The sequence below is a fragment of the Micromonospora sp. NPDC048843 genome (assembly GCF_040649965.1).
Taxonomy (GTDB): Bacteria; Actinomycetota; Actinomycetes; order Mycobacteriales; family Micromonosporaceae; genus Micromonospora; species Micromonospora hortensis.
Map to the genome: position 1 here is coordinate 66,328 of NZ_JBEZGJ010000001.1, position 17,574 is coordinate 83,901.

Here is a 17,574-nt window from a genome sequence, read left to right on the forward strand (position 1 = left end):
GGACGAGTGCCAGGCCGATGCCGAGCAGGATCCGCGGCCAACGGGCGCTGGGCGACCGGGCGGACGCGGCCGCTCCGGCCCGGTCCGCTGCGTTCCGTCCCCACCTGGACGTGTCCGCCTCCCCGCAGCCGATACGTGAAACCTGCTCACGTCAGGCTACGGGCGGTGAGGGGACGGTCGCTGGCTTTCCGCGACTCCCGGCCTCACTTGCGGGTGGAGATCACCTCAGGGTGGGTGAAGACGAACTCGGCGAGTTTGTCCTGCTTGACCGCCTGGAACATCGCCATCGTCTCTTCGCTCAAGCCCTCGGTGTTGTTGTTGTTGGCGTGGAAGGTGCCGTTGTTGGTCTTGAGCATGGTCAGCTCGTTGCCGGTGACCCCGCGCATGGTGAAGATGAAGTCCTCGATCGGCACGCCGCCCGTGTCCAGCACGAACGCCTTGCCCGCCGCCTTGATCAGGTTGTTCATCTTGGCCGGGTTGGACAACATCCCGCCCTCGGTGGCCTTCTTCGCCATCGCCTTGATCAGCTGCTGCTGGTTGGCCTGCCGGTCGTAGTCGCCGTTCTTGAGGGACTTGCGCTGCCGGGAGTAGTCGAGCGCGGCCCAACCCTCCATCTCCTGGCAGCCCTTCTTGTGCACCACAGGGGTCCGCTGCTTGCCGGTCTTCTTGGCGTCGGCGTTCCACATCGGCTTGCCGTCGACGTACGACATGTGCAGCGACTTGACCTCCTGGCTGACACAGATCCGCACAGTGCCCAGGGTGTCGATGACGTTCTTGAAGCCGCCGAAGTTGATGATCGCCGCGCCGTCGAAGCTGATCCCGGTGAGCCGCTTGATCGTCTGGGCCATCAGCTGGGCGCCACCCTCCCAGCCGCCGCCGTTGGCGGCACCGGCCTGGAACGCGGCGTTGATCTTTCCCGAGCCGCCGCCGTAGCCGTTCTTCTTGAACGCGGGGATCTGCGCCTCGGTGTCCCGGGGGATCGAGATCAGGTACGCCTGGTCGTGCGTGGCCGGAATGTGCAGGATGATGATGCTGTCCGAGCGGACGTCGTCGGCGGCCCAGCGCTCCCGCGCGTCCACGCCGAGCAGCAGCATGTCGATCGGGCCGTCCAGGCTCGCACCGCCCTCGGCGTCGGACTTGCCGGCATCACCCAGCAGGTTGCCCTTCGCGATGCCGCCGGTCGCCTGCCCGATCAACGCCTTGCTGCCGACGATGGCCACCCCGCTGCTCAGCATCAGCACGGCACCGAAGACAACTGTCAGCCTGGCCCAGAGCGGATCCTTGCGCTTGGTCCGCTTCTTCGAACCACCGCCACCCGGGCGGTCGCCGCCACCGCCGCCACCGCCGTTGCCGGGCGGACGCGAGCCTGGCCCGCCCCCCGAGGGGCGTGCCTGCGCGGGTATGGCCGCAGCGACTCGACCGCTGGGGGCGGCGGACCCGGAGGTAGAAGGGCGACGACTGGCCTGAACCGGCATGCGTGCTCCAGCTCGTGATCAGGAGGGGGCGGCACCACTGTACGTACATCAAATCGACTTGGCGAGTTCATCCCGGGTCAATCCGGACGTCGATTTTTCCAGACTCAGTCGATCGTCGTTGCTCGATGACCCGAACGGCTGGTGCCAGCCGGGCCGCGGTCAGCCGCCGTCGTTGCTCTTCGGCGGGTTCGCCTTGACCCAGTCGGCCATCGTGTCCGCGGACATGGCCTGGTACATCGCGAGCGCCTTCTCCCGGTCCGACACCACCACCGACTCACCGTTGATCGTGTCGCTGCCGGAGTTCGGGCTGGTCACGAAGGTGAGGTTCTGGCCGCGCAGGTTACGGAACTGCAGCGCCATGTCTGTAACCGAGAAAGTCTGGTCGACGGTTACGGCTGCGGTCACCGACTTGAGGAAATCGTTTAGCTTCTTCGGGTTCGCCAGCGTGCCGGTGCTGGCCGCCTTGTCCATCAGCGCCCGAAGGAACTCCTGCTGGTGCCGCATCCGGGCGAAGTCCCCGTCCGGGAACTGCTTCCGCTGCCGGATCCAGTCCAGTGCCTCCGCACCGTCCATGTGGTTGGTGCCCTTGGTGAAGGTCCGGTACGGCTTGTGGATCGAGGTGATGGTGCGCTCCACCTTCAGGTCCACCCCGCCGAGAGCGTCGGTTACCTCCTTGAAACCGCCGAAGTCGATCGCCATCACGTGGTCGATCCGAACGTCGGTGAAGCACTCCACGGTGCGTACCGCCAGCGGCAGCCCACCGAACGCGAACGCTGCGTTGATCTTCGCGCGCGAGCCGGAGCCGCAGTCCGCGCCGGCGCTTTTCGGGATCGGCACGTACAGGTCCCGGGGGATGGAGACCAGGTAGGCCTCCTGGTGGTCGGCCGGAATGTGCATGACGATGATCGTGTCGGCGCGCCACTGACTCTTGCTGTCGACCGGCGCGTCCGGGTCCCGTGAGTCGCTGCCGACCAGCAGGATGTTCAGCGCGCCATCGACGGTCTTGGCGGGCCGACCACCGGTGATCTCCGCGAAGGGGTCGGTGCGAGCCAGGTCACTGTTGAGGTTGCGGGCGTACAACCAGGCGCCGACGCTGCCGAGCAACGCCAGCACCAGCACCGCGGCCCCGGCCACCAGGGCGATCCGTCCCCAGCGCGGTCGCGGGCCGCGCCGCCCCGACCCGCCGGTGCCACCCGGGCCGCCGGGCCCGGAGGGCCCCGCCGGGCCGCCGGAGCGAGGCTGCTCCTCGTCGTACGACGGGTAGAAGCGCGCCTCGGTCGGACGGGCGCGCCCGGAGGCGCCCCGATCGGGGCCGGGCACCGACGCGCGCCCGGCGCTGCGGTGCAGGTACGGATGCGGGACGCCGGCTGACGAGGTCGCGGACATGTAACTCAGGGTACGTAGCGGGAGCCACTGCCGCCTTCAGGCGACACTCAGCGGCAGGCGGTACGCGAAGATCTGGTTACCCTAGCCGCGACCGGAAGTACTCGATCGTGCGTCGCAGGCCATCTTCGGGCGCTACCGACGGCTCGTATCCGAGCAGTTCACGAGCGAGCGTGAGATCCGGTCGGCGCATCTCCGGGTCATCCGAGCTGCGGGTGACATAGGTCACCTTCGAGGTGCTGTCGGAGAGCGACACGATCAACTCGGCGAGTTGCCGCATGGTCAGCTCGTGCTCGGTGCCGCAGTTGACCGGGCCCGTCTCGGTCGAGTCGAGCAGCAGCAGGATGCCGCGCACCAGATCCTCGACGAAGCAGATGGACCGGGTCTGGTTGCCAGTGCCGTGCACGGTGATCGGCTCGCCGCGCAGCGCCTGGGAGATGAAGGTGGGGATGGCGCGGCCGTCGTCCGGGCGCATCCGCGGGCCGTACGTGTTGAAGATCCGGACGATCGCCGCGTCGAGCCCGCGGTAGCGGTGGTACGCCATCGTCGCGGCCTCGGAGAAGCGCTTGGCCTCGTCGTAGACGCTGCGGACCCCGATCGGGTTGACGTTGCCCCAGTACGTCTCCCGCTGCGGGTGCTCCTTCGGGTCTCCGTACGCCTCGGAGGTCGAGGCCATCAGGAACCGGGCGCCGTCGGCGGCCGCGCGCTCCAGCAGGTGCAGGGTGCCAACCGAGCCGACCCGGAGGATCTCCACAGGCAACTGGGCGAAGTCGGTGGGGCTGGCCGGAGAGGCCATGTGCAGGATCGCGTCGAACCGCTCGGCCAGCGCCGGGTGGTGGGTCGGCAGGCCGTCGGAGATGTCCGCTTCGACGAGGGTGAAGGTAGGCCGATCCAGCAGGTGGGCGACGTTCTCCTTGGAGCCGGTCACGAAGTTGTCCAGCGCCACCACAGTGCAGCCTCGGGCGATCAGGGCGTCCACCAGGTGCGACGGGACGAAGCCAGCTCCGCCGGTGACGAGGACGCGGTGATCGGAACCAAAGCGCTCAGCAACCTTCATACGGCTCAGCCTACCGACCGCCGAATTCGCGGAAGGGGTCCCCTGTTGACGTCGTACGTCAACAGGGAACCCCTAAACAGGTGCCGCGATCAGTGGGCGCCAGAGCCGGTGAGGGCCCGCACCTCCAGCTCCGCGTACTTGTCCTCGTCGTGCTCCTTGGAGATGACGGTGCCGATCCACCCGCAGAGGAAACCGAACGGAATGGAGAGGATGCCCGGGTTGGACAGCGGGAACCACTGCCAGTCGTGGTCCGGGAACATCGACGTCGCCGCACCGGAGACCACCGGCGAGAAGAACACCAGCAGCACGGCCGAGATCAGCCCGCCGTAGATCGCCCACACCGCGCCGGAGGTGTTGAACCGCCGCCAGAAGAGGCTGTAGAGGATCGCCGGCAGGTTGCCCGAGGCGGCGACCGCGAAGGCCAGCGCCACCAGGAACGCCACGTTGAGGTTCTGCGCGTAGATCGACAGGGCGATCGACACCGCGCCGATCCCCAGGGCGGAGATCCGGGCGACCCGCACCTCCTGCCGCTCCGACGCCTCACCCTTCTTCAACACGTTCGCGTAGAAGTCGTGCGCCAGGCTGGACGACGAGGCCAGCGTCAACCCGGCGACCACAGCGAGGATGGTGGCGAAGGCGACCGCCGCGATGATCGCCAGCAGAGCTGCCCCGCCCAGTTCGCCGCCGAAGAAGTCGATGCCGAGCGCTTCGGCCAGCTGCGGCGCGGCGGTGTTGCCCGCCTTGTCCTGTGCCGTGATCGCCTGGCTGCCGACCAGCGCCGCCGCACCGAAGCCGAGGGCCAGGGTGAGCAGGTAGAAGGTGCCGATGATGCCGATCGCCCAGAGCACGCTCTTCCGGGCCGCCTTCGCGGTCGGCACCGTGTAGAAGCGGATCAGGATGTGCGGCAGACCGGCGGTGCCGAGCACCAGGGCGATGCCCAGGGACAGCAGGTCGACCTTGTTGTAGAACGTCTGCGTCGAGTTGCCGGCGACCTCGACGCCGTACCGGAGCCCGGGTTCGAGGAACGCGCTGCCCTTGCCGGATGCGGCGGCCGCCTGGCCGAGCAGCTCCGACAGGTTGAAGTTGAACTTCGCCAGCACCAGGATGGTCATCAACAGCGCGCCGCCCATGAGCAGGAACGCCTTGACGATCTGCACGTAGGTGGTGCCCTTCATGCCACCCACTGTGACGTAGATGATCATCAGCGTGCCGACCATGATGATGGTGGCCACCTTGGCGGTGTCCGCGTCCATGCCGAGGAAGGTCGTCCCCGGCCGGATGCCGAGCAGCAGCGCGACCAGCGCGCCTGCGCCAACCATCTGGGCGAGCAGGTAGAAGATCGACACCGTGATGGTGGAGACCGCCGCTGCCGTACGCACCGGACGCTGACGCATCCGGAAGGCCAGCACGTCCGCCATCGTGTACCGGCCCGAGTTCCGCAGCAGCTCCGCGACCAGCAGCAGGGCCACCAGCCAGGCGACCAGGAAGCCGATCGAGTAGAGGAAGCCGTCGTAGCCGTACAGCGCGATGATGCCGGCGATGCCGAGGAACGAGGCGGCCGACATGTAGTCGCCGCCGATCGCCATGCCGTTCTGGAAGCCGGAGAAGGACCGGCCGCCAGCGTAGAAGTCAGTCGCCGTCTTGGTCTGCCGGCTGGCCCAGATGGTGATGCCCAGGGTCACCGCCACGAAGACCAGGAAGAGCGTGATGGTCAGGTTCCGGGCGGTGTGATCGCCCGCCTCAGCCGCGAGGAACGTCTCAACCGCGTGAACCGTCTTCACGGGTCACCTCCCCGATCTCGGCGCGGATCCGGTCCGCGATGGGGTCGATCTTCCGGTCCGCGTACCGGGAGTAGAGCCAGGCGATCAGGAACGTGGAGACGAACTGGAGCAGGCCGAAGACCAGTGCGACGTTGATGTTGCTGCCGAACAGCTTCGTGCCCATGAAGTCCCGGGCGTACGCGGAGAGAATGACGTAGAGCGCATACCACAGGAAGAACGCGACGGTCATCGGGAAGACGAAGCCGCGCAGCGCACGCCGCAGCCCGGCGAACTCGTCCGACCGTTGTACGGCCAGGTACTTGTCCGACTGGGAAGCGGCCGGAGCGGGTGTGTCCGTGGACATCTGTGGATCACCACCTTCACAGGCGTCAGAGGAGTTTCGCGCACCGTAAAGAGCGCACTCCCCGCCAGGGAAGGCTGAGATCGACGCCGGTCGGCGAGTGCGCCGAGCGGTTGACTGGCTGCGCCAAGTGACTCAGGTCACTGCGGTGATCGGTCGCCCCTGGCGAGGCGTCCGTTCAGCTCGGCAGCTCGTGGTAGCGACCTCGGTAGTGCAGGAGCGGAGTGGCCTCCTCGGCCAGGTCGACCGCCTCGATCGTGGCCTCGACCAGCAGGCCCCAGCCGTACTCCCGGGCGGTGTCCAGCCGGCACCCGGCCCAGCCGGCGGCATCCGCCGGAACCGGCCCGTACGGCGTCTCGTTCCACGCGCCGGTGGCGAAGAGCCCGCCCGGGGCGGGGAAGAGGCCGGCGAACCGGTCGGCGAGTTGCCGGTGCGGCGGGCCGAGCGGAGTGACAGCGAATCGACCCGACTCCTCGACGGCCGCCCAGAGGTCGGACTCCGGGTCGATCAGCCCGAGCAGCCGGTCTGGCTCCCCCTCGGCCACCAGGGTGGACGAGACGGTCAGCCCGGCAGGACCGGGCGCCGTCCAGAGGGTCACCGGTGCGGCGAGGCGACCACGCAGCCGGCGTACCGGCGACCGTTGCCCGGTCGGAACCGCGAACGGATCGGTGTGGTGGATCTCGGCACCCGGCTCATGATTCACGTGAAACATTGTGCCGCCCCGGACCCTCGCCCAACCAAGGAAGCGCTCGTGCAGGTCGGCGGGTCGTCCGCCGAGCCGAGTGAGCTGCGCGCCGGCCTCCGCCATCAGGGCGCCCAGGTAGACCAGCAGCCCCACCCGGTCGTTTCGGTACTCGGCGAGCAGTGCCAGCCGCGCCGGCTGCCACGGCCAGAGCGCGCCGCAGCCCCGACACCGCCACAGCGGCCGCATCGGCAGGTGTGGCCGGCTCACCTTGGCTCTCCGGCCGGCCCGGGCGGTGGAGTCGCCCGGCTGCGGCGCGATCCGCTCGGCGGAAGGCGATTCCCGAATGACCGTGATGCCTCTGAGTCATATTGATGCCCCTGAGGCATCACGCTCGCGGTGACACACCGATCCCTGGTGCGATGCGCCGTCCGGTGGCTTGCGTGGTCTGAGGTCCGATCCGCTGGCCGGGCTGCGGGCTTCACCAGCGGCCACCGTTCGCGCGCCAGGTCTGCGCCGGGGTCAGCCAACCGGCCCGGCCGGGTCGCGGCGAAGCCACCGTCGGCCGGTTCGCCCACGCGGGTGGTCGATTCGGCGGGCCAGCCGACCGCTCCGATCCGTTCGCGCCCGGCACGGCCGTCGCTGCGGCAACCTTCCTTTTCCGGTACGACCACCGTGCCCCGTTCCTGCCCCGGAAGTTGTGGCAGCGGGCAGAGTCGCCGCAATGCGTCTTCGTCCTGGACGAGACGGCCCTACGCCGCCCGATCGGTGGGCCGGCGGTACTGGACGCTCAGCTTGGTCGGCTGATGGAACTCGCCGTTATGCCGAGCGTCAGACTGCGCGTCGTGCCGCTCGACGCCGGAGCCCACGTCGGGTTGACGGGCGGCTTTCTGCTCGCTGAACTGCCCGACGGTGAACGGGTCACCTATGTCGAGGACGTTGCTCGTGAACACGTGAAGGTGACGCCATGACCGTTCCTCAACCCCGCTGGCGGACGTCGACCAGGTCCGGCGACACGGGCGGTGCCTGCGTCGAGGTGGCGGACAACGTGCCAGGTGTCGTCCTGGTCCGGGACAGCAAGGACCGCTCCGGCCCGACCCTCACCTTCGCTCCGGCCGCCTGGCGCGGCTTTCTTGCCGATGCCGTCCAGGCGGCCAGCCGACGGGCCGGTTAACGGCGCGGCGTGACAGTGGCCAGCAGTTCGGGCTGACGTCGGTCCAGCACGTCGCCGGCCAGGTACGCGCCCAGCAGCGCCGCGCCCAGCCCGTACGCGGCCCCGACCGGCAGGGCCAGCCAGAGCCACGCGTCACCGAGCAGCGCGGCGGCCACCACCATCGGCACCGCGGCGACCACCGAGGCGAGCATTGCCAGCAGGGTGAGCAGCCCCTTCGCCAGGCCCGCACCGCTGTTCATGGCGAACGGGTTGCTCGTCTCCGGCAGTGAGTACGCCCCGAGCACCGAGATCAGGCTGTTTACGGCCAACCCGGCGCCGTAGGTGGCGACCAGGCCGCCGATGGTCAGCCCGATCCACTCCGGTCGGCTGAGCAGTAACGACAACACCACGGCGACGACGCCCAACATCGGCAGCACGTACAGCGAGAAAGCCGTCATGCGGGCCCGCAACTCGACCCGGCCGGGCACCCCGGCCACCACGTTCGCCGCGTACGCGCTGCCGTCGAAGCCGAACTGGTTGGCCAGGGTGACGGAGGCGAGCACACCCACGAAGAGCATGGAGATGGTGACCAGGACCGGGGAGCTGTCACTGGCGTCCTGCGCCATTCCCTCCCCAGCCGCGAACCCGGCGCCACCCAGATTGATCATCACCGGTACGAAGATGCCGACCACCGCGATCGTGATCAGGTTGGCTCGGCGGCGCGCGTCCCGCCACCAGTAACGGGCCTCCCGGGCGACCAGGGCACCGAACCGGTCCCGGCCGGCCCAGGTGGCGACCCGGGGGAACAATTGGGCGACCGCGCCGCCGGTGACCCCGCGCCGCACCGGGACCTTACCGGTGCTCGCCGCACCCACCATCGCCGACTCGATCGACCGGGACCACCAGGCCAGCAGGGCACCGAGCGCCACCACGGTGATCAGCAACTTGACCGGCGCCGCCCACACCCGCCCCTGGGCCACGTCGATGCCGAGGGTCCACGGAGCACCCAACGGCGTCCAGCCGATCACGGTTGCCACGCCGGTCAAGCGGGTCCAGTCCGCCTCACGCAGCGCGGCGAGGCCGAAGATCTGCAACGGGCCGAGCAGCGCGGCCGTCACCGCCAGCAGCACGGCCGCCAGGTCGCGGACCCGTCGGGACCGCAACATGGTGGCGAAGGCGCTGGTCACCGCCCGGCTGGCGGCCACACAGAGCAGCAACCCGGCGAGCACACCTACGACGGCGACCAGACCCGCCGACCAGCCACCCAACGACCAGGCGGTCAGCACCAGCCCGAACGACGCGATGAGCACCGCCAGCACCGGCACGCTGATCAGGGCCGCCACGAACAGGCCGGTCACCAACGTGCGCCGGGACAGCGGCAGCAACGCGAACCGGGCCGGGTCCAGTGTCTCGTCCACACCGAAGAAGACGAGCGGCAGAAACAGCCAACCCAGCACCAGCAGCCCGCCGCCGGCCGCCGCGATCAGCACCGCGTACCGGCCGTTGCCGGTCAGGCCCGGAGCGGCGAAGAGGAAGAACCCGCTGGCGGCGAACCAGAGCCCGAGCAACGCGCCGCCGACGAACAGGGCGATCCGCCAGCCCTGGCCCCGAAAGTTGTTGCCCATCACCCGCAGCTTGAGCCGTACGAAGTGGCGGGCGGAGACAGCGCGTACCGGCGCGGCAGGGGTGGCGTCCGCGCTCACTGGGAGAGCCACGACAGCTCCTCGCCGGTCGCGGTGCGCCCGCCGACCACCTCGACGAAGACCTGCTCCAACGAGCGACCGCCGCGGACCTCGTCGATGGCGCCCACCCGCTTGATGGTGCCGCCGGCCAGGATCGCCACGTGCGAGCAGAGCCGCTCGACGACTTCCATGACGTGACTGGAGAAGACCACGGTGCCGCCGCCGGCCGCGTACCGGGTGAGGATGTCCCGGATCAGCGCTGCGGAGACGGGGTCGACCGCCTCGAACGGCTCGTCCAACACCAGCACCCGGGGGCCGTGCAGCAGCGCGCAGGCCAGGCCGATCTTTTTCTTCATGCCCGCCGAGTAGTCCACCACCAGCGTCCGACCGGCGTCGCCGAGCGCCAGCACGTCCAGCAGCTCGGCAGCCCGCTGGTCGACCACCACCGGATCCATCCCCCGCAACAACCCGTTGTACGCCAGCAACTCCGCGCCGGTCAGTCGGTCGAACAACCGGACACCGTCGGGCATCACACCGAGCAGCCGCTTGGCGGTGACCGGGTCCTGCCAGACGTCGTGCCCGAGCACCCAGGCCGAGCCGGCGTCCGGTCGCAACAGCCCGACCGCCATCGACAGGGTGGTCGTCTTGCCGGCGCCGTTCGGGCCGAGCAGGCCATAGAAGGAGCCGGCGGGGACGTCCAGGTCGACGCCGGCCACCGCGATCGTGCCGTCGAACCGCTTGGCCAGGCCACGCAGTGCGAGCGCGGGGTGCTCAACAGTCATGCGCCGACGTTATCCGTCGATCGCCAGTTCCGCCGTCCGGCGGCGGGCGGACCCGCGATCATCCCCGAGGCGGACGAAGGTTCCGGGCAACAGACCCGCCGATCTTGCGGTCTCTGTTGTCGACATGGGGGATATGCGTCCTCTGTCGCGACAGAAAGTGCAAGATCGCGGAGCAGGTCGATCCAGCGCGGCCAGCTGTGCAACCGGGCACCGTGTTCGCGGGTGACAGGGGCAGGAGCGAAACGGGGAGAGACATTGGACAGAGATGACGGCTTCGAGGAGTTCTACCGAGCCAGCAGGCACCGGGTCGTCACAGTGCTGTACGCGCTCGGCGGCGACCTCCATGAGGCGCAGGACGCCGCGCAGGAGGCGTACGTGCGGGCCTGGCAGCGCTGGCGGCGCATCAGCGAGTACGACGATCCGGAGGCGTGGGTGCACCTCGTGGGACACCGCCTCCTTCAGAACCGTTGGCGGAAGATCCGGAACGGGATCACCGCCCATCGGCGGAATGGTCCGGTGACCGCGGTCGAACCACCGTCGGAGAACAACGTCGCGCTGGTCGCCGCGTTACGTCAGTTACCGACCGACCAACGCGAGGCGATCGTCCTGCACCACCTCGCGGATCTCTCGGTAGCTGACATCGCGACGCGGACCGCTGTTCCGGTCGGCACGGTCAAGGCCCGGCTCGCCCGAGGGCGCAAGGCTCTCGCACCTCTGCTCGGCACCACCCTCCCCGAGGAGGTCAGCAATGCCTGATCAGCCCTTCGTCGACCTGTTTCGGGACACCGAGCACCTGAGCTGGGCCCCGACCACACAGGTGCGGGAGCGCGGTCTGCGACGAGCCCGCCAGACGAGGATCGCTGCGGCGCTCGCCGCAGTGGTGGCAGTGGCCCTGGTGGCCGCCGGGGCGGTGGCGCTGGCCAGCGGCCGGGAGGGCGCGCCGACGCCGGTGCTGCCGGCGACCGGATCACCCACCCCGACACCCACGCCGTCGCCCACCTCCGCCGCTCCTCGGCCGTCGACGACCAGCACAACTCCCGCCACACCGCCATCGAGCCCGTCACGTACCAGTGGTCGGCCGTCAGCCGGTTCCACCAACCCGGCGATCCCGGCCGCAGCCATGCTGCGGCTCTCGGATCTGCCCGTCGGCTTCACGATGGCAGAGGACGACATTGACGGCGACTGGAGCCTGGAGTCGGTGTCGATCTACTGTCGCGAAGCGCCGTCCGGGACGTCCAGCCGCAGGCTCGCCCAGCGAACCGTGTCGTTCGACTCGCCGACCGACAGGATGATCCAACGCGTCGTCCGTTTCTCGATTCGCGATGCCGCCCGTGAGATGGACGCGGTCCGGGCACTTTTCACCGACTGCAAACCCAGGGGGGCGACCAGTTCGATGTCGGTCCTGGCCGATGGGCTGGGGGCCGGTGACGAGTCTCTGCTGGTGGGCTCGGACATCGAGGGCGTGCGGAGCCGCTGGCTCGTCGTACGGCAGGGTGACCTGGTGGCACAGGTGGCGTTGGACATGGACACCACCCCGAAGGAGGCGCTGCGGTACGCCCGCCCGGTGGCGCAGCGGCTCTGCGCCGGCACTGACACCTGCTGAGGGCATGTCGCAGCGGTGATCACTGCATGCGGAGGGCTTCCGGGGTGTGTAGGCGGAGCATGGTGGCGGCGACGTCGGCCGGGGCCCGCCGGCGGGTCGCCATCGACACGGCGACCATCACCGTGAAGGCCAGTGGCACCGTCCAGGCGGCCGGCTGCGCGATGAGCGTGGCCGGCCAGCCGGACAGCGGTGGCCCGAGCACTGTGACCAGCACCGCGCCGATCGCCGCGCCGCCGCCGGCCACCACGCCGGCGGTGGCGCCCACGTCGGTCAGCCCGCGCCACCAGATGCCGAGCACCAGCAGCGGGCAGAAGCTCGAAGCGGCGACCGCGAAGGCCAGCCCGACGACCTGCGAGACGTCCAGCCCGGAGACGTGCAGCGCCAGCACCGCTGGCACGCCACCGGCGATGACGGTGGCCAGCCGGAACCCGCGTACCGATCCCCGACCGAGCACGTCCGTCGAGATCACCCCGGCGACGCTGGTCAGCAGGCCGGACGAGGTGGAGAGGAACGCCGCGAAGGCGCCCGCGGCGACCAGCGCGGCGAGTAGCCGCCCGGCCAGGCCGTCACCCAGGGCCGCCTCGGGTAGCAGCACCACCACCGCGTCGGTCTGGCCGCTGAGCAGCAGTTGCGGGGTGTAGATCCGGCCGAGGACCCCGTACAGGGTGGGCAGCAGGTAGAACGCGCCGACCAGCGCCAGCACGACCAGTGTGGTCCGACGGGCCGCCGCGCCGTCCGGATTGGTGTAGAAGCGCACCAGCACGTGCGGCAGGCCCATGGTGCCCAGGAAGGTGGCCAGGATCAGCGAGTACGTGGCGAACAGGCCCCGGTCGTCGTCACCGGCGGCGCTGGGCAGCAACCAGTCGCTGGCATCGGTGGCCACCCCGGAGACGTCCGGCACCGGATCACCGGCGGCGAAGGTCAGCTCGTCGCCGGGGCGTACCTCCCGGACGTCACCGTCGGGCAGGGTGAGGGTCGCGCGGTGCTCGACCACGACGGTGGTCGCGGCCCGGAACGTCGGCCCGTCGGGCGGGGTCACCGCCGGGCGGCCGTCGGCCTGCCACTGCAGGGCCAGGAAGATCACCGGTACGGCGAGAGCGGTCAGCTTGAGCCAGTACTGGAACGCCTGCACGAAGGTGATCGCGCGCATGCCGCCCAGCGCCACGTTCGCGGTGACCACTGCCGCCACCAGCAGAGCTCCGAGGGGGTACGGGGAGCCGGCCACAGTGGCCAGGGTCAGCCCGGCGCCCTGGAGCTGCGGCACCAGGTACAGCCAACCGATGAAGATCACGAAGGCGGTGGCCAGGATGCGGAGTCGACGCGACCCCAGCCGCAGCTCGCAGAAGTCGGGCAGGGTGAACGCCCCGGAGCGGCGCAGCGGCGCGGCCACGAAGAGCAGCAGGGCCAGGTAGCCGGCGGCGAACCCGACCGGGTACCAGAGCACGTCCACGCCGTACTTGAGGACCAGCCCCGCGATGCCGAGGAAGCTCGCCGCCGACAGGTACTCCCCGCCGATGGCTGCGGCGTTCCAGGTCGGACTGATCGCCCTGGACGCCACCAGGAAGTCGGAAGTGGTCCGGGCCAACCGCAGCCCGTAGAAGCCGATCCCGACGGTGACCAGGGTGACCGCGACGATGGCCGGGACCACGAAGTCGTTGCCCACTCAGCGCTCCGGCCGTTGCACCAGGTCGGTGAAGTCCTGCTCGTTGCGCTCGGCCAGCCGCACGTACGCCCAGCCCACGCCGATCAGGAACGGGAAGGAGGCCACCCCGAGCAGCAGCCACGGCAGGTTGACGCCGGCGACTGTGGTCCGGCCGAGCGAGGGTGCGATCGCGAACAGCCAGGGCAGCCCGCCCAGACCGATGGCCACCACCAGGGACAGCCGCAGCGCCAGCGCGAGTTGAGCCCGGACCAGGCCGCGGACCAGCGCCTCGCCGACCTGGGTCTGCTGAGCCAGCTCGGCGCGGGTCCGCTCGGCGCGGGTGTCCTGCCTGGTGATCTCGGCCAGCACGATCCGGGACCGCCGGGGCGGCGGTACCGCACCGCTCGACCCCACGTCGGGGAGTTGCTTGGCCACCCCGGCAGTCTCGCCCGCCGTACGCGATTGTCAAGCGTTCATGCTCACCAGCGTTGCAACCCGAGGCAGTCGGTCAGGCTGGCGCTCACCGGGGTCGTGTCGAGAACCCGCCGGGCGCGTTCCCTGCCGAGGTTCGCCGCCCAGAACCCGTCCCGGGGCAGCTCGGCGGCGATCTGCCCCAGCGCGCAGGAGCGCATCGGTTCGGGCAGCCGGTTCAGGGCCGGTACGGCATCGGCCGACAGCCCGGACAGGTAGCTGACGTCCAACCGGCCGGTCTCCAGGTACCTGTCGACGTTCCGATCGGCGATCAGGCGGTCCGGGTTGAGAAGGGCCAACCCGAGCAGCGCCAGCACCGCGGTGCCGACCACGAGCCGGGGGAGCCATTCGGCCCGCAACCGCGCCACGGCAACCCCGACCAGGACGAAGAGCAGCCCGAGCCAGAGTTCGACAGTCGACACGACGAGCCGCAGCCGGGTGGCACCGTACGCGTCGGCGTAGACCTGCATCCGGTAGAGCGCCGAGGCGACGATCACCAGACTGAGCGCGGTGAGTGTGCCGAGCAGTACGCGGACCAGCAGGCGGTCCCTCCGGGTGGCCTTCGGCGCCCGGCGGGCGGCGATCGCGATCACCAGCAGGGTGAGTGCGGTGACGGCGAGCAGTTGCCAGAAACCGCCGCGGGCGTACTGGGCGTAGGTGAGCCCTGCCGTCCGCAGCACGTGCCCCGCTCCGCCGAACAACACTGTCAGCTGGACCAGCACGAACGCGGCGAAGAGGGCGTCGAGCAACACCAGCGGGAGGGTCCACTCCAGCCGGTGGGCCGGCCGTGACGACGCCGGTCGCAGACCCTCCAGGTCGGGTGGGCGGGTGACCAGGTACGCGCCGCCGAGCAGACCACCGCCGATCAGGGGCAGCCGCAGCGACCAGCCGATCACACCGGCCGGGTCGATGTCGGGCAGCAGACCGCCGACCAGGTTGGCGAAGACCGCGTCGGCGGAGGAGAAGAGCAACCCGAACAGCGTCAGCAGGACGGCGGACACCGCCAGGCTGCTCACGATGCGTCCGAACCCGACCCCCGACCCCGCCGGGCGGTTGGTACGCACTCCGCGTACCGCCCACGGGAGCGCCCGTACCGTCGCGGCGGGTGGCAGTGTCACGGCGACCAGCATTCCGAGTGGGCTTCGCCCGCCGGTCACCGCCAGCGTCAGGGCCCCGACCGCTGCGATCAGGCAGAGCGCGAAGAGCCAACCGGCGGCCCGGAACGTGCCGACGGCGATCAACGCGATCGTCGCCGCAGCCCAGGCGACCTGCGCCACCCGCCCCGGTGCCCCCGTGGCACCGGGACGGGCGGGTTCGGCACCGGATGCGGTGCCGGGCTCGGTCGGCTCGGTGCGGGCCGCGACCGGGGAGGGCGTCCCGGACCTGACGGCGGCGGTGGTGAGGGCGGCAGTGCCGGCCAACGCGGCGACCAGCCAGCCGAGGCCCGGACGAACCATCGTGAGCACCGAGGCGCCGACGACTGCTGCCGCCGTCGACGCCACCAGCACCGTCGGACCCGCTTCGCCCGATGGCCCCGGCCAACGCCGCGTGATCATCGATGGTGGCCGGGGCAGGAGCGGTACGGCCGGAGCAGCCTGGGGCCGACCGGCCGCCGGTGGTGCGGCCGGGCCGGGCCTGACGGTCGGGGCGACCTGCGCCGGCCCGGTCGGCCCGGTGGCCGGGAGGGGGGTGCTGCCGGGGCTGGTCATGCTGCCTCTTCTCGGTATGGCCCGTCACACGGGATGGTGACCTGGATGCGGCAGCCGGGCCGGCCACCCCGGTCTGGTTCAGCGGGATCGAGGACACCGATCCGGCCGCCATGCAGTTCGACGACCCACCGGGCGATGGCCAGGCCGAGTCCGGTCCCGCCGCCGGCCGACCGGTCGCCGCGGGTGAACCGCTCGAACACCCGGGAACGCTCGTCCGGCGGAATGCCCTGGCCCTCGTCGCTCACCTCGAAGCGGAGCTGGTCGCCGTGCTCCTCGGCGCACAGCCGTACCGTGCCGCCGGGTGGGCTGTGTCGGGCCGCGTTGTCCAGGAGGTTCGCGAAGACCTGGTGCAGTCGCCACGGGTCCGCGTGGACCGTCAGCGGTGCCGGCAGGTCGCGGAGCTGGAAGCGCACGTCCAGGCCGGCGCCGGACGCGCTGGCCGTGGCGTGCTCCACCGCCTCGTCGAGGAAGTCCCCCACGTCTATGCGTACGCGCCGCAGCGGCACCACCCCGGCGTCGAGTCGGGACAGGTCGAGCAGGTCGGCGACGAGGTGCCCGAGCCGTTCGGTCTGGGCCAACGCCGAACGCAGCGCCGCGGGTTCGGGGTCGGCGACCCCGTCCACCATGTTCTCCAGCACGCCCTGCAACGCGGTGATCGGCGTACGCAGCTCGTGCGAGACGTTGGCGATCAGCTCGCGTCGGCGTTGGTCGGCGGCGTGCAGGTCCTCGGCCATCTTGTTGAACGCCTGGGCCAGCTCGCCGACCTCGTCGCGGGAGGTGGCGCGTACCCGACGTGTGTAGTCGCCGCGGGCCATCGCGCCGGCGGCTGCCGTCATGTCCCGCAACGGCGAGGTCATGCCGTGGGCGAGCACCTGCGAGGTGAGCAGGGCGACGGCGATGGCGGTGGCCGAGGTGATCGGCGGCGGCCAACCGATGCCGTACGAGAAGTAGGCGAGCCCGGCCGCCCCGGAGGCGACCAGCAGCACACCCAGCTTCAGCTTGATCGAGCGCACCGGGTCCAGCGGTCGGGGCAGCAACTCCAGCACCCGGTCCAGTCGGGTGAGCACTGTCGCTGTCATGACGGCAGCTCCAAGGCGTAGCCGACCCCGTGCACGGTGCGGATGAGATCGGCGCCCAACTTGCGGCGCAGAGCCTTGATGTGGCTGTCCACGGTGCGGGTGCCGCTCCCGTCACCCCATCCCCAGACGTCGGCGAGCAGCCGTTCCCGGGGGAGCACCGTGCGGGGCCGCCCCGCGAGGTGGACCAGCAGGTCGAACTCGGTCGGGGTGAGGTGCACGTCCGCCCCGGCCCGGCGGACCCGTCGCTCGGCCTCGTTGATCTCGATGTCGCCGAGGCGGATGGCGGGCGGCGCGGGAGTGGCGGCGGCCCGTTCCATCCGACGTAGCAGTACGTGCACCCGGGCGGTGAGCTCCCGCATCGAGAACGGCTTGGTGAGGTAGTCGTCGGCGCCGACCGCCAGCCCCACGAGCAGGTCGGTCTCGTCGTCCCGGGCGGTGAGCATCAGCACCGGCACCGGCCGGTCGGCCTGGATCCGGCGGCACACCTCCAGGCCGTCGAAGCCCGGCAGCATCACGTCGAGGACGACGATATCCGGCTGTCCGGCGTGGAACTGGGCGACAGCGCTGGGCCCGTCCGCCGCGATCTCCACAGCGAAACCCTCGGCCCGTAGTCGGGCGGCGATGGACTCGGCGATGGTCCGTTCGTCCTCGACCACCAGTACCCGGCGTGCGCTCATGGGTCCTGACTGTAGGGAGCGGCCGTGGAGATCAGTGGTTTGCGTTGTGAATAACCTG

General features: G+C 70.4%; 17 protein-coding genes. 4 read left to right on the forward strand and 13 right to left on the reverse strand.

What is annotated here, in order from left to right; all coding sequences use genetic code 11:
- Window positions 1-203: 203 nt before the first annotated feature.
- From AB0C20_RS00330 to AB0C20_RS00355, 6 genes are all read right to left on the reverse strand, one after another.
- Window positions 204-1,235, reverse strand: a complete 1,032-nt coding sequence (locus AB0C20_RS00330) for an LCP family protein (protein ID WP_357179475.1) — start codon at window positions 1,233-1,235, stop codon at window positions 204-206.
- A 399-nt stretch (window positions 1,236-1,634) separates the two neighbouring features.
- A complete protein-coding gene (locus AB0C20_RS00335) occupies window positions 1,635-2,861 on the reverse strand; it encodes an LCP family protein (protein ID WP_357178489.1) in 1,227 nt (408 codons plus the stop codon).
- Window positions 2,862-2,937: 76 nt separating this feature from the next.
- On the reverse strand, window positions 2,938-3,915 hold the full coding sequence (locus tag AB0C20_RS00340) for an NAD-dependent epimerase/dehydratase family protein (RefSeq protein ID WP_210782732.1): 978 nt from the start codon (window positions 3,913-3,915) through the stop codon (window positions 2,938-2,940).
- An 89-nt stretch (window positions 3,916-4,004) separates the two neighbouring features.
- A complete protein-coding gene (locus AB0C20_RS00345; protein ID WP_112679586.1) occupies window positions 4,005-5,696 on the reverse strand; it encodes a cation acetate symporter in 1,692 nt (563 codons plus the stop codon).
- Window positions 5,674-6,039 carry a DUF485 domain-containing protein gene (locus AB0C20_RS00350; RefSeq protein WP_088950720.1) on the reverse strand — a complete coding sequence of 122 codons (366 nt, stop codon included), beginning with the start codon at window positions 6,037-6,039 and terminating at the stop codon, window positions 5,674-5,676. Before AB0C20_RS00350 ends, AB0C20_RS00345 begins: the two co-directional genes overlap by 23 nt.
- 175 nt (window positions 6,040-6,214) lie before the next feature.
- A complete protein-coding gene (locus tag AB0C20_RS00355) occupies window positions 6,215-6,967 on the reverse strand; it encodes a flavin reductase family protein (RefSeq protein ID WP_357179472.1) in 753 nt (250 codons plus the stop codon).
- Between the two features lie 449 nt (window positions 6,968-7,416).
- On the opposite strand from AB0C20_RS00355, the gene AB0C20_RS00360 reads away from it, so the two are divergent.
- Window positions 7,417-7,689, forward strand: a complete 273-nt coding sequence (locus AB0C20_RS00360; protein WP_357566897.1) for a Scr1 family TA system antitoxin-like transcriptional regulator — start codon at window positions 7,417-7,419, stop codon at window positions 7,687-7,689.
- Window positions 7,686-7,892 (forward strand): DUF397 domain-containing protein, encoded by a 207-nt coding sequence (locus tag AB0C20_RS00365; RefSeq protein ID WP_357178482.1) that lies wholly within the window; start codon window positions 7,686-7,688, stop codon window positions 7,890-7,892. Before AB0C20_RS00360 ends, AB0C20_RS00365 begins: the two co-directional genes overlap by 4 nt.
- Here the strand turns inward: AB0C20_RS00365 and AB0C20_RS00370 are convergent.
- Both AB0C20_RS00370 and AB0C20_RS00375 read right to left on the reverse strand, forming a co-directional pair.
- Entirely contained in the window at window positions 7,889-9,574 is a 1,686-nt protein-coding gene (locus AB0C20_RS00370; protein WP_357179469.1) for an ABC transporter permease, read from the reverse strand. The two genes, AB0C20_RS00365 and AB0C20_RS00370, sit on opposite strands and share 4 nt — an antisense overlap.
- Entirely contained in the window at window positions 9,571-10,335 is a 765-nt protein-coding gene (locus AB0C20_RS00375) for an ABC transporter ATP-binding protein (protein ID WP_357178479.1), read from the reverse strand. The genes AB0C20_RS00370 and AB0C20_RS00375 overlap by 4 nt, the downstream gene beginning before the upstream one ends.
- Before the next feature lie 255 nt (window positions 10,336-10,590).
- Here AB0C20_RS00375 and AB0C20_RS00380 point away from each other — a divergent pair, with 255 nt between their 5' ends.
- The gene (locus AB0C20_RS00380; RefSeq protein ID WP_357178475.1) at window positions 10,591-11,091 is read left to right on the forward strand and encodes a SigE family RNA polymerase sigma factor; all 501 of its coding nucleotides are present in this window, start codon (window positions 10,591-10,593) and stop codon (window positions 11,089-11,091) included.
- A complete protein-coding gene (locus AB0C20_RS00385) occupies window positions 11,084-11,938 on the forward strand; it encodes a hypothetical protein (RefSeq protein WP_357178472.1) in 855 nt (284 codons plus the stop codon). The genes AB0C20_RS00380 and AB0C20_RS00385 overlap by 8 nt, the downstream gene beginning before the upstream one ends.
- A 19-nt stretch (window positions 11,939-11,957) precedes the next feature.
- On the opposite strand, the gene AB0C20_RS00390 is transcribed toward AB0C20_RS00385, so the two are convergent.
- The 5 genes from AB0C20_RS00390 to AB0C20_RS00410 are packed head-to-tail and all read right to left on the reverse strand — an operon-like array spanning window position 11,958 to window position 17,516.
- Window positions 11,958-13,601 carry a cation acetate symporter gene (locus tag AB0C20_RS00390; RefSeq protein WP_357178469.1) on the reverse strand — a complete coding sequence of 548 codons (1,644 nt, stop codon included), beginning with the start codon at window positions 13,599-13,601 and terminating at the stop codon, window positions 11,958-11,960.
- Window positions 13,602-14,015 (reverse strand): hypothetical protein, encoded by a 414-nt coding sequence (locus tag AB0C20_RS00395; RefSeq protein ID WP_238687560.1) that lies wholly within the window; start codon window positions 14,013-14,015, stop codon window positions 13,602-13,604.
- A gap of 44 nt (window positions 14,016-14,059) precedes the next feature.
- Window positions 14,060-15,760: a DUF4173 domain-containing protein gene (locus AB0C20_RS00400; protein WP_357178465.1), complete on the reverse strand. Its 1,701-nt coding sequence runs from the start codon at window positions 15,758-15,760 to the stop codon at window positions 14,060-14,062.
- On the reverse strand, window positions 15,757-16,839 hold the full coding sequence (locus tag AB0C20_RS00405; protein WP_357178462.1) for a HAMP domain-containing sensor histidine kinase: 1,083 nt from the start codon (window positions 16,837-16,839) through the stop codon (window positions 15,757-15,759). The genes AB0C20_RS00400 and AB0C20_RS00405 overlap by 4 nt, the downstream gene beginning before the upstream one ends.
- A complete protein-coding gene (locus AB0C20_RS00410; RefSeq protein WP_357178459.1) occupies window positions 16,836-17,516 on the reverse strand; it encodes a response regulator transcription factor in 681 nt (226 codons plus the stop codon). Before AB0C20_RS00410 ends, AB0C20_RS00405 begins: the two co-directional genes overlap by 4 nt.
- Window positions 17,517-17,574 lie beyond the last annotated feature (58 nt).

Coding starts and splice junctions, on each gene's coding strand:
- AB0C20_RS00330 (WP_357179475.1), bottom strand. CDS start 1,235: ATGCTGAGCAGCGGGGTGGCCATCGTCGGCAGCAAGGCGTTGATCGGG.
- AB0C20_RS00335 (WP_357178489.1), bottom strand. CDS start 2,861: ATGTCCGCGACCTCGTCAGCCGGCGTCCCGCATCCGTACCTGCACCGC.
- AB0C20_RS00340 (WP_210782732.1), bottom strand. CDS start 3,915: ATGAAGGTTGCTGAGCGCTTTGGTTCCGATCACCGCGTCCTCGTCACC.
- AB0C20_RS00350 (WP_088950720.1), bottom strand. CDS start 6,039: ATGTCCACGGACACACCCGCTCCGGCCGCTTCCCAGTCGGACAAGTAC.
- AB0C20_RS00355 (WP_357179472.1), bottom strand. CDS start 6,967: ATGCGGCCGCTGTGGCGGTGTCGGGGCTGCGGCGCGCTCTGGCCGTGG.
- AB0C20_RS00365 (WP_357178482.1), top strand. CDS start 7,686: ATGACCGTTCCTCAACCCCGCTGGCGGACGTCGACCAGGTCCGGCGAC.
- AB0C20_RS00375 (WP_357178479.1), bottom strand. CDS start 10,335: ATGACTGTTGAGCACCCCGCGCTCGCACTGCGTGGCCTGGCCAAGCGG.
- AB0C20_RS00385 (WP_357178472.1), top strand. CDS start 11,084: ATGCCTGATCAGCCCTTCGTCGACCTGTTTCGGGACACCGAGCACCTG.
- AB0C20_RS00400 (WP_357178465.1), bottom strand. CDS start 15,760: ATGACCAGCCCCGGCAGCACCCCCCTCCCGGCCACCGGGCCGACCGGG.
- AB0C20_RS00405 (WP_357178462.1), bottom strand. CDS start 16,839: ATGACAGCGACAGTGCTCACCCGACTGGACCGGGTGCTGGAGTTGCTG.
- AB0C20_RS00410 (WP_357178459.1), bottom strand. CDS start 17,516: ATGAGCGCACGCCGGGTACTGGTGGTCGAGGACGAACGGACCATCGCC.